The organism is Microbacterium sp. CGR1, from assembly GCF_051062835.1.
Taxonomy (GTDB): domain Bacteria; phylum Actinomycetota; class Actinomycetes; order Actinomycetales; family Microbacteriaceae; genus Microbacterium.
Window position 1 is genome coordinate 359,805 of sequence record NZ_JAOTPG010000001.1, and the last position, 23,597, is coordinate 383,401.

23 protein-coding genes are annotated in these 23,597 nt (G+C 67.5%); 16 read left to right on the forward strand and 7 right to left on the reverse strand.

The features are described 5' to 3' along the window. Positions 1-61: 61 nt before the first annotated feature. Positions 62-2,161, reverse strand: coding sequence for a S9 family peptidase (locus OD997_RS01715; protein ID WP_434330089.1), 2,100 nt, complete (start codon positions 2,159-2,161; stop codon positions 62-64). A 156-nt stretch (positions 2,162-2,317) separates the two neighbouring features. Here OD997_RS01715 and OD997_RS01720 point away from each other — a divergent pair, with 156 nt between their 5' ends. Together OD997_RS01720 and OD997_RS01725 are read left to right on the forward strand one after the other, a co-directional pair. Continuing rightward, positions 2,318-3,703, forward strand: a complete 1,386-nt coding sequence (locus OD997_RS01720; RefSeq protein ID WP_434330090.1) for an inorganic phosphate transporter — start codon at positions 2,318-2,320, stop codon at positions 3,701-3,703. Continuing rightward, entirely contained in the window at positions 3,700-4,035 is a 336-nt protein-coding gene (locus OD997_RS01725) for a peptidase (RefSeq protein ID WP_434330091.1), read from the forward strand. Before OD997_RS01720 ends, OD997_RS01725 begins: the two co-directional genes overlap by 4 nt. A gap of 24 nt (positions 4,036-4,059) precedes the next feature. Here OD997_RS01725 and OD997_RS01730 read toward each other — a convergent pair whose 3' ends face one another. Continuing rightward, entirely contained in the window at positions 4,060-4,626 is a 567-nt protein-coding gene (locus tag OD997_RS01730) for a TetR/AcrR family transcriptional regulator (protein ID WP_434330092.1), read from the reverse strand. An 81-nt stretch (positions 4,627-4,707) separates the two neighbouring features. Between OD997_RS01730 and OD997_RS01735 the strand changes: the two genes are divergently transcribed. Together OD997_RS01735 and OD997_RS01740 are read left to right on the forward strand one after the other, a co-directional pair. After that, positions 4,708-5,622, forward strand: a complete 915-nt coding sequence (locus tag OD997_RS01735) for a metallophosphoesterase (RefSeq protein WP_434330093.1) — start codon at positions 4,708-4,710, stop codon at positions 5,620-5,622. A gap of 93 nt (positions 5,623-5,715) precedes the next feature. Next, positions 5,716-7,176, forward strand: a complete 1,461-nt coding sequence (locus OD997_RS01740) for an aspartate ammonia-lyase (RefSeq protein WP_056308175.1) — start codon at positions 5,716-5,718, stop codon at positions 7,174-7,176. 72 nt (positions 7,177-7,248) lie between these two features. On the opposite strand, the gene OD997_RS01745 is transcribed toward OD997_RS01740, so the two are convergent. Further along, positions 7,249-8,118, reverse strand: coding sequence for a fumarylacetoacetate hydrolase family protein (locus OD997_RS01745; RefSeq protein ID WP_434330094.1), 870 nt, complete (start codon positions 8,116-8,118; stop codon positions 7,249-7,251). 89 nt (positions 8,119-8,207) lie between these two features. Between OD997_RS01745 and OD997_RS01750 the strand changes: the two genes are divergently transcribed. The 4 genes from OD997_RS01750 to OD997_RS01765 all read left to right on the forward strand — a co-directional run bounded on the left by OD997_RS01750 (position 8,208) and on the right by OD997_RS01765 (position 11,696). Beyond that, complete coding sequence (locus OD997_RS01750) at positions 8,208-9,641, forward strand: PrsW family intramembrane metalloprotease (protein ID WP_434330095.1); 1,434 nt, start codon at positions 8,208-8,210, stop codon at positions 9,639-9,641. A 15-nt stretch (positions 9,642-9,656) separates the two neighbouring features. After that, complete coding sequence (locus tag OD997_RS01755) at positions 9,657-10,358, forward strand: alpha/beta fold hydrolase (protein WP_434330096.1); 702 nt, start codon at positions 9,657-9,659, stop codon at positions 10,356-10,358. Positions 10,359-10,590: 232 nt separating this feature from the next. Next, positions 10,591-10,959, forward strand: a complete 369-nt coding sequence (locus tag OD997_RS01760; protein ID WP_056308170.1) for an FKBP-type peptidyl-prolyl cis-trans isomerase — start codon at positions 10,591-10,593, stop codon at positions 10,957-10,959. 182 nt (positions 10,960-11,141) lie between these two features. Next, positions 11,142-11,696, forward strand: coding sequence for a YceI family protein (locus tag OD997_RS01765; protein ID WP_045280511.1), 555 nt, complete (start codon positions 11,142-11,144; stop codon positions 11,694-11,696). 30 nt (positions 11,697-11,726) lie between these two features. Here OD997_RS01765 and OD997_RS01770 read toward each other — a convergent pair whose 3' ends face one another. After that, the gene (locus tag OD997_RS01770) at positions 11,727-13,019 is read right to left on the reverse strand and encodes an MFS transporter (protein WP_434330097.1); all 1,293 of its coding nucleotides are present in this window, start codon (positions 13,017-13,019) and stop codon (positions 11,727-11,729) included. A gap of 185 nt (positions 13,020-13,204) precedes the next feature. Between OD997_RS01770 and rpsO the strand changes: the two genes are divergently transcribed. From rpsO to OD997_RS01785, 3 genes are all read left to right on the forward strand, one after another. Further along, positions 13,205-13,474 (forward strand): 30S ribosomal protein S15, encoded by a 270-nt coding sequence (gene rpsO, locus OD997_RS01775; protein ID WP_017203073.1) that lies wholly within the window; start codon positions 13,205-13,207, stop codon positions 13,472-13,474. Positions 13,475-13,629: 155 nt separating this feature from the next. Next, entirely contained in the window at positions 13,630-14,490 is an 861-nt protein-coding gene (locus tag OD997_RS01780; protein WP_434330098.1) for a hypothetical protein, read from the forward strand. A gap of 10 nt (positions 14,491-14,500) precedes the next feature. After that, positions 14,501-14,812 carry a transcriptional regulator gene (locus OD997_RS01785; RefSeq protein ID WP_434330099.1) on the forward strand — a complete coding sequence of 104 codons (312 nt, stop codon included), beginning with the start codon at positions 14,501-14,503 and terminating at the stop codon, positions 14,810-14,812. A gap of 44 nt (positions 14,813-14,856) precedes the next feature. Here OD997_RS01785 and OD997_RS01790 read toward each other — a convergent pair whose 3' ends face one another. Beyond that, positions 14,857-15,861 (reverse strand): isopenicillin N synthase family dioxygenase, encoded by a 1,005-nt coding sequence (locus OD997_RS01790; protein WP_434330100.1) that lies wholly within the window; start codon positions 15,859-15,861, stop codon positions 14,857-14,859. 156 nt (positions 15,862-16,017) lie between these two features. On the opposite strand from OD997_RS01790, the gene efeU reads away from it, so the two are divergent. From efeU to efeB, 3 genes are read left to right on the forward strand one after another with little or no spacing between them, the layout of a single operon-like run. Continuing rightward, positions 16,018-16,968, forward strand: coding sequence for an iron uptake transporter permease EfeU (gene efeU, locus OD997_RS01795; RefSeq protein WP_434330101.1), 951 nt, complete (start codon positions 16,018-16,020; stop codon positions 16,966-16,968). Beyond that, positions 16,965-18,197 (forward strand): iron uptake system protein EfeO, encoded by a 1,233-nt coding sequence (gene efeO, locus OD997_RS01800; RefSeq protein ID WP_434330102.1) that lies wholly within the window; start codon positions 16,965-16,967, stop codon positions 18,195-18,197. The genes efeU and efeO overlap by 4 nt, the downstream gene beginning before the upstream one ends. A 46-nt stretch (positions 18,198-18,243) precedes the next feature. Next, positions 18,244-19,533 carry an iron uptake transporter deferrochelatase/peroxidase subunit gene (gene efeB / locus OD997_RS01805; protein WP_434332315.1) on the forward strand — a complete coding sequence of 430 codons (1,290 nt, stop codon included), beginning with the start codon at positions 18,244-18,246 and terminating at the stop codon, positions 19,531-19,533. Between the two features lie 13 nt (positions 19,534-19,546). On the opposite strand, the gene OD997_RS01810 is transcribed toward efeB, so the two are convergent. Together OD997_RS01810 and OD997_RS01815 are read right to left on the reverse strand one after the other, a co-directional pair. Next, a complete protein-coding gene (locus tag OD997_RS01810) occupies positions 19,547-20,410 on the reverse strand; it encodes a serine hydrolase domain-containing protein (protein ID WP_434330103.1) in 864 nt (287 codons plus the stop codon). After that, positions 20,407-21,564 (reverse strand): acyltransferase family protein, encoded by a 1,158-nt coding sequence (locus OD997_RS01815; protein WP_434330104.1) that lies wholly within the window; start codon positions 21,562-21,564, stop codon positions 20,407-20,409. Before OD997_RS01815 ends, OD997_RS01810 begins: the two co-directional genes overlap by 4 nt. Before the next feature lie 108 nt (positions 21,565-21,672). On the opposite strand from OD997_RS01815, the gene OD997_RS01820 reads away from it, so the two are divergent. Further along, on the forward strand, positions 21,673-22,896 hold the full coding sequence (locus tag OD997_RS01820; protein ID WP_434330105.1) for an LLM class flavin-dependent oxidoreductase: 1,224 nt from the start codon (positions 21,673-21,675) through the stop codon (positions 22,894-22,896). Between the two features lies 1 nt (position 22,897). Continuing rightward, positions 22,898-23,542, forward strand: a complete 645-nt coding sequence (locus OD997_RS01825) for an FMN reductase (RefSeq protein WP_434330106.1) — start codon at positions 22,898-22,900, stop codon at positions 23,540-23,542. The last annotated feature ends 55 nt before the right edge of the window (positions 23,543-23,597 follow it).

Here is a 23,597-nt window from a genome sequence, read left to right on the forward strand (position 1 = left end):
CTTCACTCGCGAGAACGGGCCGATCCTCACCGGATCGGCCCGTTCTCGTCGCTGAGGCCGGTCAGTGCGAGGCGAGCCCGACCGTGTCGAGGATCCAGGCCAGCTCGAAGGCGCGTTCCTTCCACGAGTTGTACCGCCCGCTCACTCCACCGTGACCGGCGACCATCTCGCATTTGAGCAGTGCGTCCGAGGCTCCTGCGACGCGCAGCGCCGCGATCCACTTGGCCGGCTCGACGTAGAGCACGCGGGTGTCGTTGAGCGACGTGACGGCAAGGATGCGGGGATACTCGACGCCGTCGCGCACGTTCTCGTACGGCGAGTACGACTTCATGTACTCGTAGACGTCGGCGCCGTGCAGCGGGTCGCCCCATTCGTCCCACTCGATCACCGTCAGCGGGAGCGAGGGGTCGAGGATCGTCGTGAGCGCGTCGACGAACGGAACGGCGGCCAGGACTCCGGCGAAGAGCTCGGGCGCGAGGTTCGTGACGGCTCCCATGAGCAGACCGCCGGCGCTGCCGCCCTCCGCGACCAGCGTCTCAGGCGTCGTGATGCCCTGTGCGATGAGGTGCTCCGCGCACGCGACGAAGTCGGTGAACGTGTTGCGCTTGCTCAGCAGCTTGCCATCCTCGTACCACTGTCGTCCCATCTCGCCGCCACCGCGCACGTGGGCGACGGCGAAGACAATGCCCCGATCGAGTTCCGACAGCCGGGCGACCGAGAAGCCGGGGTCGATCGAGTGCTCGTACGACCCGTAGCCGTAGAGGTGCACGGGGCGGGCTTCGGAGCCCGGATCGCCGAAGGAGCGCTTCCAGACGAGAGAGATCGGCACCCGGGTGCCGTCGGATGCGGTGGCCCAGGCGCGCTGCTGACCGTAGTCGATCGGGTCGTACCCGCCGAGGACGGCTACCTGCTTGCGGAGTTCGAGCTCGCGCGTCGCGAGGTTCAACTCGTATACGGTGCCGGGTGTGACGAACGAGGTGTAGCCGAGGCGCAGGTACGGCGAGTGCCATTCCGGGTTGCCGCTGACACCGGCCGAGTACAGCGGCTCGTCGAAGACGATGTCCTCCACGGCATCCGTCGAGTAGTCGAGCAGCCCGACGCGCTCGAGTCCTTCACGGCGGTACTCGACCGTGGCGAAGTCGCGGAACGCATCCATGCCGAGTAGTCGGCGCCCCGGTTCGTGCGCCAGGACGACACGGCGCTCGCCCTGAGGGGCGGATGCGGCGACCGAGACGAGCTCGAAGTCCAGAGCGCCGTCGTTGTGGAGGATGTACAGGCGATCCTCTCCGTCGACGACCGCGTGCTCGAGCGAGTACTCGACGCCCTCACGCCGGGGCCAGATGATCTCCGGCGGCGCGGTCAGATCGCCCGAGAGATCGACGAGGTACTCCTCGCTCGTGATGCTGGAGCCGACGGCGATCACCAGGTACCTGCGGCTGCGGGTGATGCCGGCGCCCAGCCAATACTTCTCATCGGGCTCGTGGAAGAGCTTCACATCCTCGGCCACGGGCGTGCCGAGGCGGTGCAGCCACAGGGTGTCGGGGCGCCAGGCGTCGTCCCTGGTCGTGTAGAGGATCCCGGTGCCGTCCGGGGTGAAGAACGCGCCGCCCGTGTCGGGGATCTCGTCGGCGAGGGTCTCTCCGGTGACGAGATCGCGGACGTGGACCGTGTAGAGCTCGTCGCCCTCGAAATCCGTCGCCCAGAGCAGCTTCGTGGCGTCGTCGGAGGTGTCGAACGCGCCGAGCGAGAAGAACTCGTGGCCCTCCGCCTCGACGTTGCCGTCGAGCAGCACGGTCTCACCGGGCACCGGCACCCCCGGTTCGAGCATCGGGGGAGTCCAGTCGCCCTCAGCAGCCGCGGTGCGGCAGTGGATGCCGTACTGGGCGCCTTCTTCGGTGCGGCTGTAGTACCACCAGTCTCCGCGCCGAGTCGGCACGGAGAGGTCCGTCTCCTGTACTCGGCCCTTGATCTCCTGGAACAGCGTTTCGCGCAGTTCGGCGAGGTGCGAGAGCTCGGACTCGGTGTGCGCGTTCTCGGCTTCGAGATGCGCGATCACCTCGGGTGAGTCCTTCTCCCGCAGCCATTCGTACGGATCGTCGAAGGTGTCTCCGTGGTGAGTGCGGAGTGTCGAGCGGCGGTCTGCGATCGGGGCATCAGTCACGGCTTCCACGCTAGCCCAGGTCGAGTTGACCGGCACCCGACAGGGTGGGAGGATTGCCCGGGGCCGGTTAACGGAAGTCAAACCCACGGTGAACTCTTCGTTCGTCACGTCGATCACGTCGACACCTCCTTCTTCCTCAACGACCGAAAGCGAACGGTGGAAACCGCAGCCCTCATCGTCGTGCTGGTTATCCTGCTGGCACTCTTCTTCGATTTCACCAACGGGTTCCACGACACCGCGAACGCGATGGCGACGCCCATCGCGACGGGTGCTCTCAAGCCCAAGACCGCGGTGCTTCTCGCTGCGGTCCTGAACCTGGTCGGTGCGTTCCTCTCGACTGAGGTCTCCAAGACCGTGTCGCACGGGATCATCCGCGAGGACACCATCCAAGGCGATGTGTTCCTGCCGATGATCTTCGCCGGTCTCATCGGCGCGATCACCTGGAACATGCTCACCTGGCTGCTCGGGCTGCCGTCGAGCTCCTCCCACGCGCTCTTCGGCGGCCTCATCGGGGCCACCCTGATCGGAGTCGGTGTCGGCGGAATCGACTTCGGCATGGTGCTGTCGAAGATCATCCTCCCCGCTCTCATCGCCCCGCTGACCGCAGGCATCATCGCGTTCGCCGCCACGAAGCTCGCGTACTCGATCACGCGACGCTACGACGGCAAGCCCGACGGGCGTGACGGCTTCCGCTGGGGCCAGATCTTCACGTCCTCGCTGGTGGCGCTCGCGCACGGCACGAACGACGCGCAGAAGACCATGGGCGTCATCACCCTCGCGCTCATCACCGTCGGCTGGCAGAGCAGCTCGCAGGCCGACCCGCATCTCTGGGTCATCATCGCCTGCGCGGTCACGATCGCGCTCGGCACCTACCTCGGCGGCTGGCGCATCATCCGCACGCTCGGCAAGGGCCTCACCGAGGTCAAGCCCGCACAGGGCTTCTCGGCCGAGAGCTCGACCGCCGCGACGATCCTCGCGTCCAGCGCCTTCGGCTTCGCTCTCTCGACGACGCAGGTCGCATCGGGATCCGTGATCGGATCCGGTCTCGGCCGTCGTGGTTCGACTGTGCGGTGGCGCACTGCCGGTCGCATCGCGATCGGCTGGCTGCTCACGCTTCCGGCCGCCGGTGCCGTCGGCGCCCTCGCTGCGCTCCTGATCACGTGGCTCGGCAACTGGGGCATCGCGATCGACACCGTGCTGGCTCTCGCGGTCATCATCGGACTCTTCCTGCGTTCGCGCAAGGACGCGGTGACCCCCGCGAACGCGATGAGCGATGTGGCGGAATCGGGGCTCGCGATCGAGCACCCCGACACCACCCCTCTCACCCGCCGTCAGCAGCGCATCGCCGATGCCAAGGCCGAGGCGAAGGCTCGCGCTGAGGCGCGAGAGCAGCTCAAGGTCCAGGCGAAGGCCGATGCCAAGGCGAAGGCCGACGCGAAGGCCGATGCGAGGGCGAAGGCCGCCAAGAAGGCGGCGAAGAGCGGGGAGCCCGCGACGAAGATCGAAGACGCCGAGACGGCGAGCAGCGAGGAGTCGAAGTGAGCGTCGACATCGACTGGAGCGCGTTCATCCAGGTGTTCATCGCGGCGCTCGTCGGCGCCTGCGCCGTCGTGACGTTCTACGCCTTCGGGCTCCGTCTGCTGGTCCGCAGCGGTCGTGCGCCTGTCGTGAGCCCTGCCGAGTTCACCGATGCGATCACCGTGATCACCGAGAAAGAGCTCAAGCGCGCCGCGAAGCAGGCAGCCAAGGCTGCGAAGAAGAGCCCTCTGACCGACGGGCAGCGGCGCGTGGCGCTCTTCGGCGCCTACGGATGCTTCGCACTGTGCGCGGTGGCGGTCGTGGCCGGCATCCTCATCATCGTCGTCGGGCACTGACCCGGCCGCCGAGAGCCGGTCTCCTCAGCGCAGCAGCCCTGCGACGAGGTCGTCGACGATGTCATCCGTCGAGGTGTCAGGGTCGATCGGAGTGGTGAGCCGATCGAGCATGAGTCCGTCGATCGCGTAGTGGAACAGCGCGATCTCACGGCGTCCGCCCGGGAGTCCCGCAGATGAGTTGAACTCGACGTCTCCCGCGAAGCCGGCCCGCTGCCATGCGCCGAGCAGCGCCGCGACCTCTGGTCGGCGGCTGCTCTCGAGTCGTAGCTCGAAGAGGGCGAGCGTCACATCCCGATCCTCGGTGAGACGTCGGACGATGTCGCGGATGTAGTCCGCGAACAGCTCCCTGCTCGGCGCTTCGGATGACCGTCGAGCGAGATCGTCCTCACTGGGGGAGAGACGCTCTCCGATGCGCTCGACGAGCCCTTCCACCAGCGAATCGCGACTCCGGAAGTAGTTCGACGTCGTGCCGACGGGGACGCCGGCGACGAGGTCGACGGCTCGATGCGTGAGGCCGCGGGAACCCTCCGTCGCGAGCACCGTGAGCCCGGCATCCGCGATCAGTCGTCGTCTGGTCTGGTTCTTCGCCATGCAGGAACCCTATCTCGACTACTACAGCTGATGTGGTGCCGCTGCTCGTTCCGATGTCGGCGTCGCACCTAGGCTGATGTCATGTCAGCGCACTCCGACTCCGAGTTCGTCTTCGGCCGTCACGAGCCGGCGTCCCACGTGATCATCCACGTGAGCGATCCGCATTTCCTCGCCGGTGGCGCGAGTCTCGGCGGCCGCTACGACGTCGAGTCGAACTTCGCCCGCACGCTCGATGCGATCCGGATCGTGCACCCGCATCCCTCAGCGATCGTCATCACGGGCGATCTCACGGACCTCGGGGAGCCCGATGCCTATCGGCGCCTGCGCGCCGCCGTCGAACCGGTGGCGCGCGAGCTCGGCGCGCCGGTCGTCTGGGTCGCGGGCAACCACGACGAACGTCCGGCGCTGCGCGAAGGACTGCTCGACCAGGAACCGACCCAGGAGCCGATCACCGGTGTCTGGGACCTGAACGGGCTGCGCCTGATCGCCCTGGACACGAGCGTCCCCGGCTGGCATCACGGCGACCTCGACGACGGCCAGCTCGCGTGGCTCGCCGACGTGCTCAGTGAACCCGCACCGCACGGCACGCTGCTCGCGATGCATCATCCGCCCCTCCCGAGCCATGTCCCGCTGTTCGACATCCTGGAGCTGCGGCATCAGGACGAACTCGCCGAGGTCATCCGGGGGAGTGACGTGCGCGGCATCCTCGCCGGCCATCTGCACTACTCCGCGCATGGAACCTTCGCCGGGGTGCCGGTGAGCGTCTCGTCGGCGACGTGCTACACGATGAACGTCGCCGGGCCAGCGGCCGACGTGAACGGGATGGACGCGGCGCAGGCGTTCCAGATCGTGCATGTGCGACCCGACACGATCACGCACACCGTCGTTCCGGTGACCGATGCCCCGACCGGTGACCATTTCTCGCCCGCGTGGCTCGAGCGGATGGCGAGGCTCAGCCCGGAAGAGCGGCTCCAAGCCTTCTCGCGCAAACGCTGACGCGCCGTCGTATCCCTGTCGGCGCATGCACTCGGGCGTAGACTGGGTGCATCCCCCGCATCACACACTCGCCACTACCCACAAGGATGTGACATGGCTTCTGCCGCGCCTGCCCTCACCCGTACCGAGACCGATTCGCTCGGGAGCATGGAGATTCCCGCCGACGCGTACTGGGGGATCCACACCGCTCGCGCCGACGCGAACTTCCCGATCACCAAGCGTCCGATCTCGGTCTACCCCGACCTGATCGTCGCTCTCGCGATGGTCAAGCAGGCGAGTGCGCGGGCGAACCGCGAGATCGGCGTCCTCGATGCCGAGCGGGCGGACCTGATCGACCGTGCGGCGCAGCGCGTGATCGACGGGGAGTTCCACGACCAGTTCACCGTCGGCGTCATCCAGGGCGGCGCCGGTACGTCGACCAACATGAACGCCAATGAGGTCATCACCAACATCGCCCTCGAGCTCGCCGGCCATGAGAAGGGCGACTACGCGTTCCTGTCGCCGATCGACCACACGAACCGCAGCCAGTCCACCAACGACGTGTACCCGACCGCCGTGAAGATCGGCCTGTCGCTGACCCTGCGCTCGCTGCTCGAGGAACTCGACCTGCTGCGCGTGTCCTTCCTCAACAAGTCGCACGAGTTCCACGATGTGCTCAAGGTCGGGCGCACGCAGCTGCAGGACGCCGTGCCGATGACGCTCGGCCAGGAGTTCCACGGTTTCGCCTCGACGCTCGGCTTCGACCACACGCGCCTCACCGAGAACGCGTCGCTCATGTTCGAGATCAACATGGGCGCCACGGCGATCGGCACCGGCATCACGACCCACGTCGACTACGCGCCCGCGGTGCTGAAGCACCTGCGCGAGATCACCTCGCTCGATCTGGTGACCTCCGCGGACCTCGTCGAGGCCACCAGCGACACCGGCTCGTTCATGTCGTTCTCGTCGACGCTGAAGCGCAACGCGATGAAGCTGTCGAAGATCTGCAACGATCTGCGTCTGCTGTCGTCGGGGCCGCAGGCCGGTTTCGGTGAGATCAACCTGCCCGCGATGCAGGCGGGTTCGAGCATCATGCCCGGCAAGGTCAACCCCGTGATCCCCGAGGTCGTCAACCAGGTCGCCTTCGCCGTCGCCGGTGCGGACATGACCGTGACGATGGCGGCAGAGGCAGGCCAGCTGCAGCTCAACGCCTTCGAGCCGGTCATCGCGCACTCGATCTTCCAGTCGATCACCTGGATGCGCCAGGCGATGTGGACGCTGCGCGTGAACTGCGTCGACGGCATCACCGCGAACCGCGACCGCCTCGGAGCGATGGTCGGAGCGTCGGTCGGCGTCATCACCGCACTCACTCCGTTCATCGGCTACGCGGCGGCGGCGGCGCTGGCCAAGACCGCGCTTCTCACGAACCGCAACGTCGCCGACCTGGTCGTCGAGGCCGGTCTGATGTCGCGTGAAGAGGTCATCAAGCAGCTGTCACCCGCGCGCCTCTCCGGGCTCGAGGCGATCACTGCGGCGATCCCGGTGATCGCCCCCGAGGACCTCATCGAGATCTGACGACACACGCAGAAGGGGCCCCGGCGGATATCCGCCGGGGCCCCTTCCACGTTCCGTATGCGTGCGAGGTGTTCAGCCCTCGACGCGGCAGTGGGTGGTCAGCTCGCCGATGCCATCGATGCCGACGGTCACCGTCGAACGATCGCGGAGGAAGATCTGCGGATCACGGGAGTAGCCGGCACCGCCGGGGCTTCCGGTCGAGATCAGCGTGCCAGGCAGCAGCGTCAGAGACTGCGAGAGGTGCGCGATGAGCTTCGCGACCGAGCGCACCATCTGATCCGTGCTCGCGTCCTGCACGGTCTGACCGTCGACGACGGCCCAGATGTGCAGGTCCTGCGGGTCGGCGATCTCGTCGGCCGTGACGGCGAAAGGACCGGTCGGTGTGAATCCGTCGAACGACTTGCAGCGAGACCACTGCGCCTCGGAGAACTGGACGTTACGTGCGGTGATGTCATTGACGACCGTGTAGCCCCACACGTGCGAGAGAGCCTCTGCTTCGGTGACGTCCTTGGCCGGCGTGCCGATCAGGACCCCGAGCTCGGCCTCGTAGTCGACGGCCTCGCTCAGCGCGCGCGGCCACGATGTGGTCTGTTCGTGCCCGGTGAGGGAGTTCGGCCAGAGGGTGAAGACAGTCGGCGCCGCGTCGGTCTTCAGGCCGAGCTCGCTCGAGTGGGCCGCGTAGTTGAGCCCGACCGCGAGGACTGCGGGGGGAGCGATCACGGCGGAGGCGAACTCCCAGGCGTCGAGCGGATGCCGAGGTGCGCCGCTGCCCGTGAGAGCCGATCGCAGTGCGGCGAGCATCTGCTCTCCGCCTTCGATCAGCTGCTGCAGAGAGGCAGGGGGGTCGGGAAGGAGATCGGAGACGAGGATGGCGTCGGCACCCTCCACCACTGCGAGATGCGCAGCGGGAGAGTCGGCACGACGCAGATGAGCGAACCGCATGCTTCTACGCTATCCGGTGAGGCGCGGGAATTGCTGGAGGAAGTCGCCATACCGCGGGGAAGTTGGTTGTTCACCCTATGCTTTTGCCTATGAGTTCCGGAGGACCGTCCCAGCCATCGCCGTACACGCCGCCGCCCGCGCCGCAACAGCCTCCGGTCGCGCCGCAGCAGCAGGCGCACCCGCCGCAGCAGCAGGCACACCCGCCGCAGCAGCCGGGATACGCACAGCAGCAGCCGGGATACGCACAGCAGCAGCCCGGATACGCACAGCAGCAGCCGGGATATCAGCCGTCGGCACCGCAGCAGTACTCCGCCCAGCAGTACGCGCAGTCGAACTACATGCCCGCGCAGTTCTCGCAGCGTCCCGCGTATGCGTCCGTGCTCGCTCAGCCCACTCCTTACTCCCCGCCCGCGCCCGCCGCACCTTCTCCCGCGCAGGGGCTGCCCGCGCTCCCCGCCGCCCGCCGCGGTGGTCGCATCGCCCTGTACTCGCTGTTCGGCTTCCTCGGACTGTTGCTGCTCGCCCTGATCGCGTACTTCGGACTGTTCCTCGGCCCGCTCGCATCGATCATCGGTCTGGTTCTCGCCCTCGTCCCGCTCGCGATCGTCTTCTTCGTCGTCCGGATGATCGACCGGTGGGAACCCGAGCCGAAGTCCCTCGTGTTCTTCGCGATCGCGTGGGGAGCGATCGCGGCCGTGGGACTCACCCTCCTCGTCGATCTCGGGCTGACCGCGGTCTTCGGGTTCAGGGGAGAGGTCGCAGGTGCCGTCATCCAGGCGCCCGTCGTCGAGGAGTTCTGGAAGGGCTTCGGCGTCTTCCTGATCTTCCTCATCGCCCGTCGCGCCTTCGACGGTCCGGTCGACGGCGTCGTGTACGGCGCTCTCGTGGGCGCGGGGTTCGCATTCACCGAGAACATCCAGTACTTCGCGATCAGTCTGATCGAGGGCGGCGGCGAGCAGCTGACGGTGACCTTCATCCTGCGCGCGATCATGTCGCCGTTCGCGCATGCCATGTTCACCTCGTTGACCGGCCTCGCGATCGGCCTGGCGGCCCGGCGTCATGCGTCCACGGGGGCCGTACTCGGATTCGGTCTGCTCGGGATGCTCGGCGCGATGTTCCTGCACGGTCTGTGGAACGGCTCGTCGTTCGCGAACTTCTTCCTGCTGTACTTCGTGCTCCAGGTGCCGCTTTTCGTCGGCTTCATCTTCGGGATCATCGCTCTCCGACGTGAGGAGTCTCGTCTCACCAGGGCGCGCCTCGGCGACTACGCCGCAGCCGGGTGGTTCACGCCCGAAGAGGTCACCATGCTGGCGACGCCTGCCGGGCGCAAGACGGGGCTCGGCTGGGCCTCGCAGCTGCGGGGAGACCGCCGCCCGCTCATGCGGGAGTTCATCAAGGACGCGACGACGCTCGCATCCGTCCGCCAGCGCGCCATCACTGGGCGCGATCCGATGGCTCCGGCGGATGAGCAGGCCCTGCTCGCACGGACACGAGCCACCAGAGCTGCGCTGCTGGCCTACTGAGACAGGAGAACCGCCATGGCCGCCTTCGTCCTCGTGCACGGTGCAGGAGACACGGCGTGGTCATGGCATCTGGTCGCGGCGGTGCTGCGGGAGCGCGGGCACGAGGTCTTCGCCCCTGACCTGCCCGGCGATGATGAGTCGCTCACGCTCGACGACTACGCGGATGCCGTGGTGTCGGCGGTGGACGGGCTCCGCGGCGGGATCGTGGTCGGCCACTCGTTCGGCGGATTCACGGCCCCGATCGTCGCCGAGAGGCTGTCGGCTGACGCCCTCGTGATGCTCGCGGCGATGATCCCCGACCCTGGGGAGTCACCCGATGAGTGGTGGCAGAACACCGGTTTCGGCGAGGCCGCTGACGCGCAGGCCGCTGTCGACGGCGGACTCACCGGAAACAGCGATCCGTTCGTGGGGTTCTATCACGACGTTCCCCACCCGCTGGCGGAGGAGGCGATGCGGCGAGAACGTGCGCATCCCTCCGCAGCCGCGATGGCCGCTGTCTGGCCGCTGACGTCGTGGCCTAGCGTGCCGACACATGTCGTCGTGTGCACGGAGGACAGATTCTTCCCACCGGCCTTCCTGCGTGAGCTCGCGCGGACACGCCTCGGCGTCGTCGCGGATGAGATCCGGGGGAGTCACTGCGTCGCTCTGAGTCGGCCTGAGGAGCTCGCATCCATCCTCATCGGATACGCGGACCAGGTCGATCCCGCCGGAATCTGACGTCGGCCCGGCACATCGTCCGGTGACAGACTCAGCGCCCGGTGCTGCGGCGATGCCTGCATGTCTACCGGGCGCTGAGTTGATCTGTAAACAGGGTGCACCCGGTGTGCGCGAGTGTCAAGACCTTCGCGTAAGCCGGCGGCCGACTTCCGCTTCCCTCGAAGCCTGGTGTTCGCTCTGAGCAGTCGTCACCGCGTTGACCCGTGCCCGAGGACTCGGGTTGGATGGAAACATGACTGATCGCACAAAGCCTGAGTTCGACGCCCCCACCGGTCCCGCTCCCGCGGAGCTCGTGATCCGCGACATCATCGAAGGAGACGGCACCGAGGCGAAGCCCGGCGACACCGTCACCGTGCACTACGCCGGTGTCGAGTTCGAATCCGGCGAGGAGTTCGACTCCTCGTGGGGTCGCGGCGAGACCATCCAGTTCCCGCTCCGTGGCCTGATCCAGGGCTGGCAGGACGGCATCCCCGGCATGAAGGTCGGCGGTCGTCGCGAGCTCGTCATCCCGCCGCACCTGGCCTACGGCCCCGTCGGAGGTGGACACTTCCTGTCCGGCAAGACCCTCATCTTCATCATCGACCTCGTCGCCGTCGGCTGAGCCGCTCGACACAGGAAGGCGCCGTGCCCTTGAGGGTCCGGCGCCTTCGTCGTACGACGACGAAGAACTTCCGCATTCAGGGGAATACATGCATCTGCATGTAAGTTGTAACCCGTGACGCCGTGAACACGGCCCCTCATCCGTTGCCGCACAGTGCGGCTGATGTCTCCAGAGGAGAAACCATGACCACCATCGACATTCCCGGCTACCGCGCAGGCACCTGGGTGCTCGACCCGTCGCACAGCGAGGTCACCTTCAGCGTCCGTCACATGATGATCTCCAAGGTGCGCGGCACCTTCGGCGTGAAGAGCGCGACGCTCATCGCTCCCGAGAACCCCCTCGAGGCCCGCGTCGAGGCGAGCGTCGACGTCACCTCGATCGACACGAAGGACGAAGGCCGCGACACACACCTCCGCTCCGGCGACTTCTTCGACACCGAGAACTTCCCGACCATGGAGTTCGTCTCCACCGGCGCGCGCGCCGAGGGTGGCGAGCTCTTCGTCGACGGGGACCTGACGATCCGCGGCATCACCAAGCCGGTCAGCTTCGAACTCGACTTCGGTGGCTTCGGCTCCGACCCGTGGGGCAACTACAAGGCCGGCGCCTCGGCGAAGACCGTCATCAACCGCGAGGACTTCGGTCTGACCTGGAACGCGGCGCTCGAGACCGGCGGCGTGCTCGTCGGCAAGGATGTCACGATCAGCCTCGACCTGCAGGGCGCTCTGCAGCAGGACTGATCACCAGGTGATCTCGAGAACCCCGGGCCCTCAGGGCTCGGGGTTCTCTGCATCGTAGGTGCGGAACCGTGAGCTGCGTCGAGCGAGCATCGCGACGAGGGTGATCACCAGGAATCCTCCGAGCAGAGGCGGGAACCACAGCGTCGTGATCGAGGCGAGCGTTCCGGCGTACAGCGCACCGATCCGTGGTCCGCCGGCGACGACGATGATGAAGACGCCCTGCAGCCGTCCGCGCATCGTGTCCGGTACCGCTGCCTGCATCATCGTGTTCCGATAGATCGAGCTGACGTTGTCTGAGGCGCCGGACAGCGCGAGAGCGATGCAGGCGGCGACGCTCAGCATCACGTTCGGGATCTTCTCCGTCGCGGGGTTCGAGAACGCGCCGATCAGCAGCACCACGCCGAAGGCGAGGATCGATGCGCCGTACGCCTCGACCGCCCGCTCGATCCCTCGACCGTGCCAGCGGTACTGCACCACGCGGCCCGAGAACAGGCTCGAGGCGAACGTCCCGACGGCGACCGCCGCCGTGAGGATGCCTGTGGTCACCGCCCCGCCGCCGAGCAGCACGGTGCCGAGGGCCGGGAACAGCACGAGCGGCTGTCCGAAGGTCATCGCGATGATGTCCATGACGTACTGCGTGCGGATGTTGCTCGCTCGCTTCAGGAATCTCCATCCGTCGACCAGGGACGCGAGTCCTGGGCGCACGATCTCGCCCTCAGGGCGCAGCGCCGGAAGGGTCCAGAGGCCGAGGAACATCGAGAGCATCAGGACGACGTCGATCGTGTAGGTCCATCCGTATCCCGTGAGGGCGACGAGGACGCCCGCCAGGGCGGGGCCCGCCATCACGGTGAGTCCGAAGGCGACGCCGTTGAGCGCAGATGCCGCGGCCAGCAGGTCCCGGGGGATGAGGCGCGGCACGATGGCAGTGCGGGTCGCCATCCCGACGGAGTTCGCGGCCGAGTTGACGATGCTCAGGATGTACAGCCACCAGATCGTCTCGGCGCCCGTCCAGGTGAGAGCGGCGAGCAGGGCGGTCGAGGCGAAGGTCACGGTCGCGGCGACCAGCGCGACGCGGCGCCGGTCGAACGAATCGGCGAGCATCCCGCCGTAGAGGCCGGCGAGGATCATCGGCACGAGACCCGCCACGGCGATCATCGAGACCGCGAAGGTGCTTCCGGTGAGTGCGAACACGTGCAGCATCACGGTCACGATCGTGAGCTGACCGCCGATGCCGGCGAGCACGGACCCGGTCCACATGCGGGCGAACGCCGGGCTGGCCTTCAGTGGGCTGAGATCGATCAGATGACTGCGAGCCGTGCTCACGCCGCGTGCCTGTCGTGCATGGTCCGAGCGTATCCGAGGTGCGCGAAGCGGAGGCCGCCGGCGGTCACGCAGCGCCATCGAGTCCTGGTAGACTCTTCAGGTTGCCGTTCGATCGGCCGCGGATAAAGAGAGCCCTCGCATCAGGCGTCGGGCGCCGCGCAACAAGCAGAGAGGGGATCGAATCTATGGCACTGGAAGCAGACGTCAAGAAGGCGATCATCGAAGAGTACGCGACGCACCCCGGTGACACCGGATCCCCCGAGGTGCAGGCCGCGATGCTGACGCAGCGCATCAAGGACCTCACCGAGCACCTGAAGGAGCACAAGCACGACCACCACTCGCGTCGTGGCCTGTTCCTGCTCGTGGGTCAGCGCCGTCGTCTGCTCGGCTACCTCCAGAGCGTCGACATCGAGCGTTACCGCTCGCTGATCGCTCGCCTGGGTCTCCGCCGATAAGGCGAAGCGAGCCAGCGTACAATCGCGCAGAACATTCTTGAGAAGGCCGTCCCAGGTGTGGGGCGGCCTTCGTCATGTCCGGGGGTTGATCTCGCGAAAGCTTTCCATTAGGAAAGTAGTGAGCTTTCCAGATGGAAAGCGAAGGGGGTCACGCGATGGAGCAGAAGCCGGTCCACGGGCACGAGGCGCTCGCGCCGCCCAGCGCGGACATCGCGCAGCACTACCTCGACGAGGCGGATGCCGTGAAGCATCGACGTGGGCACGTCGTCGACCGGCGCGCACTGGCGTGGCTGCAGATCGCCGGTGCGGCCGTCACCGCGGTGTACCTCGTTGCCCTGGCCACGGCGATACGTGGTCACGGCGGTCTGACGCCGCAGATCTTCGTCTTCAGCTTTCTCCTGTGGGGGCAGCTCTCGACAGGCATGGCTCAGCGGAGCGGGATGCAGCTGCGTCTGACCTGGTCGCGCTGGCCCGCACTCCTGGCCGTTGGTGTGCCGGCGGTCGCGGCGCTCGTCGTGTTCGGCTTCGCGATCTTCGATCCGGGGTTCCCAGCCATCGGCGTGTGGATCCCGTCCGTCCTCGTGCTGGTCGGATTCGGTGGCTACGGCGCAGTGCAGCTCGCTCGGGCATCGGGTGACCCGCGCCCCCCGCGATCCATGCCGAAGCCGCTTCCGCGGGCGATGCGGTGGGGAACAATCTGCGTGGGAGTCGTGCTCGGAGCGATGGCCATGCTCGGCTCCGCGCCGGACGGGGTGCTCGCGAGCACGCTCCTTCTGCTCGTCGTGCTCATGGCCTTCGTATGGCTCGTGGCCGCTCGCAGTGAGATGGGCCTTCCCGCCGTCGGTGCCTCGTGGCGCTGGCCGCACCTGCTCGCTTTCGCCGCGGCTGCCGGTGCGATGACTGTGCTCGTGCTGCTCGACGGCGTTCCGATCGGCCTCGGATTCGTGGGCGGCCTGGGCATCATCGCGCTGTTCGTCGCCGTGTCGTTCGTCCCCGGTCGTGATCTCCGTGACTGACACTCCATCGGTGCCGCACCCGCGGACCCGGCTCGACGACAACTTCGCGTCGCCGATCCGTTTCTCGCTCCTCGCGTCGCTCGGCGACGGCGTCGAGCTCGACTTCGCGACGCTCCGCGAAGTCCTCCAGTGCGGTGATTCGCCGCTGAGCAAGGCCATCTCGCATCTTCAGGCCGCGGGGTACGTCGTGGCGCGCAAGGGCAGCCTCGGCAGTCGCCCTCGCACGTGGGTGCATTCGACGGCGGCCGGACGCGCGGCCTTCGCCGGACATCTCCAGGCTCTGCGCGAGATCGTCGCGCTCGGGGGCGGTCCGGCGCTGTGACCGCGGTCCGGCGCTGTGGCCGGGGTCCGGCGTTGTGACCGGGGTCAGGCGTTCGTGCCGACCAGATCGGGGTGGTGGATCGCAGCCACGTCGGGATGCGCACGCAGCCGCGACTTCATGGCGTTCTCGCCGTAGGTGGCGTGGATCGGGTTGCTCGGATCCTCGGTGATGCCGGTCGCCTCGGCGGCCAGGTCGGCCGGCAGCTCGAGAAGCGGCAGCTGCTGATCGAGCGCCGGGTTGAAGAAGAACGGGATCGAGATGCGCTCTTCCGGCGCCCGGGGGGAGATCACGCGATGATTCGTCGCCTTGAGGTAGCCGCCGGTCGCGTACTCCAGCAGCTCCCCGATGTTGACCACGAACGCGCCGGGCACAGGGGGAGCCGACACCCATTCGCCGTTGCGCTCCACCTGCAGTCCGCCCTTACCCGGCTCGACCCAGAGCAGGGTGAGCACGCCGGAGTCCTTGTGCGCACCGACGCCCTGCTGGGGCTCCGGCTGATGGGTGCCCGGGTAGCGGACGATCTTGATGAGGGTCGACGGGTCGCGGAACGGCTCGTCGAAATACGTCTCCTCGGCTCCGAGGGTCGTGGCCCAGGCACGCAGCAGCTTCTGCGCGATCTCGGTCAGCGTGTCGTGCCACTCGGTGACGACGGCTTTGAGTTCGGGCTGCGCGGCGGGCCACAGGTTCGGGCCCACCAGGCGGTTGAACGCGGGTCCGCCTTCGATGGGCTCGCGCTCGGGACCGATGTCGATCTGCTCGCGCCAGTCGACCTTGCCCTGGGTCCTTTCGCCGCCGATGCGGGTGTACCCGCGGAAGTGCGGGCTGTTGACGTTCTCGATCGCGAGCTTGTCTTCGTCCGGCAGAGCGAAGAAGTCGAGCGCGGCCCGATGCAGGCGCGCTTCGAGCTCCGGGGAGATGCCCGTGCCGGTGAGATAGAAGAAGCCCACGTCGTGGGTGGCTGCCCGCAGGTCATCGCGGAACCTCGCGGCGGCCTCGGGGCCGGCATCGAGCTGGGACAGGTCGAGGATGGGAAGCGAGAGATCAGCCATCCACCGAGCGTAGATCGGGCGCGGGGGAGTGCGGTCGAGTATTGCGCCGAATTACCACCGGTCGCACGTGCGTGTGAAAGGGCAGTGTGGACGGGGTGCTAACCTCTTTGAGGTAAGGGATGCCTTACCTCATTCTTTCTCAGAGAGTCTCCCTCCGTGCTCGCCACTTTTCTCATCGGTCTCCGCGAAGGCCTTGAAGCCGCGCTCGTCGTCGGCATCCTCGTCGCCTATCTCCGGCGCCTCGGTCGAGGCGACGCGCTGCCGAGGCTCTGGGCAGGTGTCGCGCTCGCGATCGCGCTCGCTCTGGGTATCGGAGCGGTCCTCACGTTCGGCGCGTACTCGCTGACGTTCGAGGCGCAGGAGCTCATCGGAGGATTGCTGTCGCTGCTCGCCGTCGGGATGGTCACCTGGATGATCTTCTGGATGCAGAAGGCCGGCCGCACGATGAAGGCGACCCTCGAGGGGGGACTCGATCGAGCGCTCACGCAGGGCGGCATCTGGGCCCTCATCGCGATCGGCTTCGTCTCCGTCGCACGAGAGGGGATCGAGACGACGCTCCTGCTGTGGTCGATGGTCCAGTCCTTCGGGGACGCGCCATCGGCACTGCTCGGAGCCGTCCTGGGTCTTCTCGCCGCCGTCGTGATCGGCTGGCTGCTCGCTCGCGGCGCCGTGCGTCTGGATCTCCGTCGCTTCTTCACCTGGACGAGCGGCTTCCTCGTCATCGTCGCTGCAGGCGTGCTCGCCTACGCGATCATGGACCTGCAGGAGGCCGGTGCGCTCCCGGGACCCTTCACCGCAGCGGCCCCGATCGATGCCGCGACAGGGGCTGTGGCACTCGGATGGGCGGCGTTCCCGTTCGGGTGGGCGTTCGATGTCACGAACGTCATCGCGCCCGACAGCGCCTGGGCGACGATCCTCCAGGCGACCATCGGCTTCATGCCGCGCATGACCTGGCTCCAGGTCTCCGCGTGGGCGCTCTACATGGCCGTCGTCGGATTCTGCTTCGTCCGCGGGCTTCGCACCCGCAGAGCCGTCACACCTCCTACGTCGACCTCCGCGGAACAGGACGCGTCGGCATCCACACTCACCCAGCAAGGAGCAGCATGACCACCTCTCGCCGAATCCTCGGTGCCGTCGCAGCCGCCGGAGCTGCCGCACTCCTCCTGAGCGGCTGCGTCGCCAAGAGCGACGTCTCGGCCGGCGCGGCTTTCGACGTCTCGTCGACCGACTCGGAGTGCGCCGTGTCGGGCGCGACCGCGAAGAGCGGAACGCTCACGTTCGACGTCACGAACGACAGCGGTCAGACGTCCGAGTTCTATCTGCTCGCGGACGACGGTCTGCGGATCGTCGGAGAGGTCGAGAACATCGCACCGTCCGCATCGCGGACCCTGACGGTCGTGGCCCAGCCCGGCACGTACTTCACGCTCTGCAAGCCGGGCATGATCGGTGAAGGCGTCGGCAAGTCCGAGTTCACCGTGACGGGCGACCGCGTCGCTGTCGCAGGCGAGGATGCCGAGCAGAAGCAGCAGGCCGTCGATCTGTACGCCGCGTTCGTGAAGGACCAGGTCGGGCAGCTCGTGCCGTCGGTCGACGAGCTCGTCGCCGCCTATGAATCGGGTGACGACGAGACGGCACGCGCCCTCTTCCCGCAGACCCGCGCCTTCTACGAGCGCATCGAGCCCGTCGCCGAGGCTCTCGGCACACTCGACCCGCGAATCGACTACCGCGAGGTGGACGCCGTGGCCGAGGGGCTGGACTGGACGGGCTTCCATCGCATCGAGAAGGACCTCTGGGTGCCCGCGCAGGACGCGCTCAACGCCGACGGCGAGACGCCCGCCTGGCAGGACTGGGCGCCGTCGACGACCGAGGAGCGGGCAGAGTACGGCGACCAGCTGCTCGCCGACGTGCAGGAGCTGTACGACTACGTGCACTCGGACGACTTCACCACGGCGCTCGACGACCAGGGCATCGGCGGCATCTCGAACGGTGCGATCGCACTGCTCGATGAGGTCGCGACCGGAAAGATCTCCGGCGAAGAGGACTGGTGGTCCGGCACCGACCTCTACGACTTCGCTGCGAACGTCGAAGGCTCCAAGATGGCATTCTCGCTCGTGCAGGACTTCGCCACCGCGCAGGGCGATGACGGAGAGGCGCTGGTCACCGAGATCGAGGACGGCTACGCGGCGCTCGAGGCGTCCCTGGCGGCTCACGGTTCCCTCGCTGACGGCTTCGTCGGATACGCCGAGCTGACAGACGCCGACAAGCGCGAGTTCACCGACCTCATCAACGCCCTGGCCGAGCCGCTGTCGCAGCTCACCGGCACAGTGCTCGACTGATCCGACGGGTACGATCTCGCAGGTGGAAGAAAGCTCGAAGGATGCCGTGGCCGCCGACTCCGTGACGGGGGAGGCGGCCGCGGCGACCCCGCCGACAGGTCTCAGCAGGCGAGGGCTGCTCGGCCTGGCGCTCGGCGGCGGAGTGGCCTCTCTGGCGGTCGGGGTGGGAGCCGGGCTGACCGGCGGAGTCGCTCTCGGCCGTGCCAGGGCCCATGCCGATGCCGAACACGCATACGACTTCTTCGGCGCGCATCAGGCCGGCATCACCACCCCCGTGCAGGAGCACCTGCACTTCGCATCGTTCGACATGATGCCCCGCACCGATCGCGATGACCTGATCACACTGCTGCAGGACTGGACGTACGCCGCCTCCCGGATGACCCAGGGGCTCGAGGTGAGCGCGACCGGTGCGGTCGGCGGCGATGCCGAGGTCCCGCCTGATGACACCGGAGAGGCGCTCGGGCTCCCTGCGGCAGGTCTCACCATCACGATCGGCTTCGGTCCCGGACTGTTCGAGAACGAAGACGGCGACCGGTACGGCATCGCGACGAGACGCCCTGCCTCCCTCGAGCGTCTCCCCGCCTTCCTCGGCGACGACCTGGATCCGCAGGCGTCGCACGGCGATCTCTGCATCCAGGCCTGCGCGGATGATCCTCAGGTTGCCGTTCACGCGATCCGGAACCTCAGCCGCATCGCCTTCGGGCGCGCGAAGCTGCGCTGGTCGCAGCTCGGCTTCGGCAAGACCTCCCGCACGACATCGGATCAGGCGACCCCGCGAAACCTCTTCGGGTTCAAGGACGGCACCGCGAACATCCTCGCCGATGACTCCGCCGCTCTCGACGAGAACGTCTGGGTGGGGGCGTCCGACGAGCCCGCATGGATGACGGGCGGCTCGTACCTGGTGGCCCGCAAGATCGCGATGCTGATCGAGACGTGGGACCGCGTACGGCTCTCCGAGCAGGATGCGATCATCGGGCGGGACAAGGGCGTAGGGGCGCCGCTGTCGGGCGGTGACGAGTTCGCCGCCCCCGACTTCGGCGGCTCGGCCATCGACCGCAACGCGCACGTGCGCCTGGCGCATCCCGACCAGAACGACGGCATCCGCATCCTCCGCCGTGGGTTCAACTACGTCAACGGCAACAACGACCTCGGGCGCCTCGACGCCGGGCTGTTCTTCCTGTCGTATCAGCGCGATCCGGCGCAGTTCATCACCCTGCAGCGACGGCTGTCGACGGATCTCATGAACGAGTACATCCGGCATGTGGGGTCGGGGATCTGGGCGATCCCCGCTGGTGCGACGCCGGGGTCGTACGTCGGTTCCGAGCTCTTCTCCTGACGAGAGATCGCAGTCAGGTGCGGAGGGTGTCCACCACGAACGCGGACATCGCGTCCGCGCCGAAGTGATCGTCCGCCGTGATGGTGACGACCGCGTCATCGCAGAAGATCAGCAGCTGCCCGTAGGCGCCGTGCAGACGCCACGCAGTGCCTGGGCCGTCCCACCCCGACAGCGCGTAGCGCTCGTAGGCGGGATTCGCGCCCGCCACGACCCAATCGGAGTGCATCGCGTCGATCACCGACGCGGGCACGAGGCGTCGCCCCTCCCACTCGCCGCGGTCGCGGACGAGTCGTCCCAGGCGTGAGAGCTCCTCGGTGCGCAGGGCGATGCCACTCCCGGCGACGATCCGTCCCCGAGGGCACCGCTCCCACTCCACGTCGTCGATGCCGAGAGGTTCGAACAGCCTCGGGCGCAGGAAGTCGACGACGTCGCCGACCCTCGTGGCGATTGCGGTCATGGCGGTGTAGGTGCTGGCGTTGGAGTACTGGAAGACGCGCCCGCGCGACGGGCGGGACAGGAACTCGCGCGCGAGATCCGGCCAGTCCGTCATCAGCGTCTCGGACCAGGGGAGGTCGATGCCGCTCGACATGGACAGCAGGTGTCGGAGAGTGACCTGATCGACGCCGCCACCGAGGGCGAAGTCCGGCAGGTACTCGGCCACCGGCGCATCCAACGAGATCAGGCCCTCGTCGGCGGCGAGACCTGTGGCGAGCACGCACACGCCCTTCGCGACGGAGTGGATCTCCTCGCGGACGTCGGGGGTCCATCGGTGCTCTGCGACATCGCTGCCGACGCGGACGTGGAGTCCGTGGGCGCCGAACGCCGATGCCTCCGCGTGGTCCACGATCCGGTCGCGGATCTGCTCGGCTCGGGTCACTCCTTCAGGCTAGCGGGTGCCGTCTGACGCGGCCGGCGGGATCCGGTGGGATCGCTGCGGTGCCCCTCGCGGCCCGCGAGCTCGGGGTCCCGGAAGAGCCACCGAGGGCGCGGTTCGACGAGAGGGCGGAACACCCATCGCACGGGCTTGGTGGCCAGTGCCAGGGCGAGAGCCACCGAGAGGAGCGTGACGAGGGGCAGCCAGAGCCAGGTCGGATCGAGATCGCGCAGTGCACCGGACTCGCGGAAGGGATACAGCACGAACGAGTGCAGCAGGAAGACGTACATCGTGTACTGGCCGAAACGAGTCCACCAATAGGTTCCGCGGGGGATGAGCGTGAAGAACGCCGCGCTCAGGAGCACCGCGAGGAGCATCAGCGCGATGCGCACGCCGCCGGCCCACCACTGCTCCCCGCCGAGATCCGCATACGCGTCCTCGTAGAAGAGCCAATGACGGAGGTCGAATTCCTTCCAGACGTCGATCCAGTTCCACGCGGCGAAGCCCGCCGCCGCGAGTACCAGGATGCTGGCGATGCGGATCCACCAGGGGCGGACGTCGAGGAGACGCAGGCGGGCGACGATGTCGCGCTCGCGCAGCCACCAGCCGAGCGCGAAGAACGGCAGCAGGCCGAGCGTCCGCGACAGCGAGAACGTGCTGTCGACGTTCGGGAGGTATCCCACTCCGATCGAGATGATGACGGTCCACAGCAGAGGCCAGCGCAGCAGCGCCAGGTAGGGGAGGACGAGGCGGAAGATCCCGAGGGCCAGCAGGAACCAGAGCGTCCACGACGGCTTGGTGAAGTTCGGGTCGGCCTGCCCTTCGACCAGCCACTTCGTGAGGGTCCAGAGGAACTCGAAGATGACGTAGGGGAGGAGGATATCCGTGATGACACGGGCCATCTGCACGCGGGTGGGGGAGCCCGACTTCGAGAAATACCCGGAGATGATCGCGAACGCGGGCATATGGAAGGCGTACAGCGCCAGGTATGCCGCGAGCGCGATGTCGGAGTCGTACGTGAGTCGCTGGATGGCGTGGCCGAGGACGACCAGCACGATGCACGCGTAGCGCGCGTTGTCCCAGAAGGGAACACGCTTGCGGGGCTTCGGGACGGATCCGGTGGCGGGGTTCGTCGTGTCGGCTCCGGCGGTGTTCATCCTCTGAGGCTACTCGGGGAATAAAGTTGCTCGCATCGCGTTGACTCAGATACATTCAAATGAATAGAACCGGATGCACGACATCGGTTCGGAGAAGACGGAGCAATCATGAGTGAGCAGGCAGGCGTCCCGGTGCAGTTCGGCATCATGTCGGTCAGCGACATCACCCGCGACCCCACCACCGGCGTGACGCCGAGTGAGCAGGAGCGGATCAAGGCGACCCTGGCGATCGCCAAGCACAGTGAAGAGGTCGGTCTCGACGTCTTCGCGATCGGCGAGCACCACAACCCTCCGTTCTGGTCCTCGAGCCCCACGACCTTCCTGGCGGCGCTCGCCGCCCAGACCGAGCGACTCATCGTGTCGACCTCGACGACGCTCATCACGACGAACGACCCGGTGCGCATCGCCGAGGAGTACGCGATGCTGCAGCACGTCTCGGACGGACGCATGGACCTCATGCTCGGCCGCGGCAACACCGGGCCGGTCTACCCCTGGTTCGGACAGGACATCCGTCAGGGTCTCCCACTCGCGATCGAGAACTACGCGCTGCTGCACAAGCTGTGGCGTGAGGACGTCGTCGACTGGGAGGGCAAGTTCCGCACTCCGCTGCAGGGCTTCACCTCGACTCCCCGCCCGCTCGACGGCGTCGCTCCCTTCGTCTGGCACGGATCCATCCGCACGCCCGAGATCGCCGAGCAGGCCGCGTACTACGGCGACGGCTTCTTCGCGAACAACATCTTCTGGCCCAAGGAGCACTACCAGCGCCTGATCGAGCTCTACCGCCAGCGCTACGCGCACTACGGCCACGGCACGCCCGAGCAGGCGATCGTCGGTCTCGGCGGTCAGGTGTTCATGGCTGCGAAGTCGCAGGATGCCGTGAACCAGTTCCGTCCGTACTTCGACAACGCCCCGGTCTACGGCCACGGGCCGAGCATGGAGGACTTCACCGAGATGACCCCGCTCACGGTGGGATCGCCTCAGCAGGTCATCGACCGGTACGCCGCTATGCGCGAGCACTACGGCGACTACCAGCGCCAGCTGTTCCTGATCGACCACGCGGGTCTGCCGCTGAAGACGGTGCTCGAGCAGCTCGACATCCTCGGCTCCGAGGTCGTGCCGGTGCTCCGAAAGGAGCTCGCCAAGGATCGCCCTGCCGCTGTTCCCGACGCGCCGACCCACGCCTCGCGGGTGAAGGCCGAGTTCGGTGACGGCCCCACCCGCCAGGCCCGCCCCGGCGCGAACCGCGGCGACAACCTGACCGGAGACTCGCCGTACCAGGACACCCCGGCTCCCGCCGGTGCCGCGTTCGGACTCAGCCGGAAGGAGGCCTGAGATGGCCACTCGCCGGATCGCCGTCGTCTCTGCGGGGCTCTCCAACCCCTCGTCGACGCGGATGCTCGCGGATCGTCTCGCGGCCGAGACCGTGAAGGCGCTCGCCACGCACGACATCGACGCCAGCGTCGACGTGATCGAGCTGCGCGACTACGCGCACGACATCACGAACAACCTGCTCACCGGGTTCGCTCCGCCGGCACTCGAGACTGCGATCAACACGGTCGTGTCGGCGGACGCCCTGATCGCCGTCACGCCGATCTTCTCGACGAGCTACAACGGACTGTTCAAGTCGTTCATCGATGTGCTCGATCCCGACGCGCTCACCGGCACGCCGGTGCTGATCGGCGCCAACGCCGGTACGGCGAGGCACTCGCTCGCGATCGACTACGCGATCCGCCCGCTGTTCGCCTACCTGCACGCGGACGCCGTCTCGACGGGCGTGTTCGCGGCGTCCAGCGACTGGGGTGGAGCCGGAGACGACGTCGCACCGCTCGCGAAGCGGGTCGAGAAGGGCGCCAGGGAGCTGGCCGACGCTGTCGCGCGGCGCGAGACGACCGCGATCGCCGATCCCTACGATCCGGCCACCTACCTCGGTGAAGGGCGTTCGTTCGGTCACATGCTCGGCGGTCTCGCCGGAGAGTGACCGGCCCCCCGGCTCGACGGGGAACGAGTGCAGGGCCATGAGGCAGTAGACGATG

Excerpts from the sequence above, each read along its gene's own strand:
- OD997_RS01730 (WP_434330092.1), bottom strand. The coding sequence starts at position 4,626 with ATGGCGAAGAACCAGACCAGACGACGACTGATCGCGGATGCCGGGCTC.
- OD997_RS01735 (WP_434330093.1), top strand. The coding sequence starts at position 4,708 with ATGTCAGCGCACTCCGACTCCGAGTTCGTCTTCGGCCGTCACGAGCCG.
- OD997_RS01740 (WP_056308175.1), top strand. The coding sequence starts at position 5,716 with ATGGCTTCTGCCGCGCCTGCCCTCACCCGTACCGAGACCGATTCGCTC.
- OD997_RS01745 (WP_434330094.1), bottom strand. The coding sequence starts at position 8,118 with ATGCGGTTCGCTCATCTGCGTCGTGCCGACTCTCCCGCTGCGCATCTC.
- OD997_RS01750 (WP_434330095.1), top strand. The coding sequence starts at position 8,208 with ATGAGTTCCGGAGGACCGTCCCAGCCATCGCCGTACACGCCGCCGCCC.
- OD997_RS01755 (WP_434330096.1), top strand. The coding sequence starts at position 9,657 with ATGGCCGCCTTCGTCCTCGTGCACGGTGCAGGAGACACGGCGTGGTCA.
- OD997_RS01760 (WP_056308170.1), top strand. The coding sequence starts at position 10,591 with ATGACTGATCGCACAAAGCCTGAGTTCGACGCCCCCACCGGTCCCGCT.
- OD997_RS01765 (WP_045280511.1), top strand. The coding sequence starts at position 11,142 with ATGACCACCATCGACATTCCCGGCTACCGCGCAGGCACCTGGGTGCTC.
- rpsO (WP_017203073.1), top strand. The coding sequence starts at position 13,205 with ATGGCACTGGAAGCAGACGTCAAGAAGGCGATCATCGAAGAGTACGCG.
- OD997_RS01780 (WP_434330098.1), top strand. The coding sequence starts at position 13,630 with ATGGAGCAGAAGCCGGTCCACGGGCACGAGGCGCTCGCGCCGCCCAGC.
- OD997_RS01790 (WP_434330100.1), bottom strand. The coding sequence starts at position 15,861 with ATGGCTGATCTCTCGCTTCCCATCCTCGACCTGTCCCAGCTCGATGCC.
- efeO (WP_434330102.1), top strand. The coding sequence starts at position 16,965 with ATGACCACCTCTCGCCGAATCCTCGGTGCCGTCGCAGCCGCCGGAGCT.
- OD997_RS01815 (WP_434330104.1), bottom strand. The coding sequence starts at position 21,564 with ATGAACACCGCCGGAGCCGACACGACGAACCCCGCCACCGGATCCGTC.
- OD997_RS01820 (WP_434330105.1), top strand. The coding sequence starts at position 21,673 with ATGAGTGAGCAGGCAGGCGTCCCGGTGCAGTTCGGCATCATGTCGGTC.
- OD997_RS01825 (WP_434330106.1), top strand. The coding sequence starts at position 22,898 with ATGGCCACTCGCCGGATCGCCGTCGTCTCTGCGGGGCTCTCCAACCCC.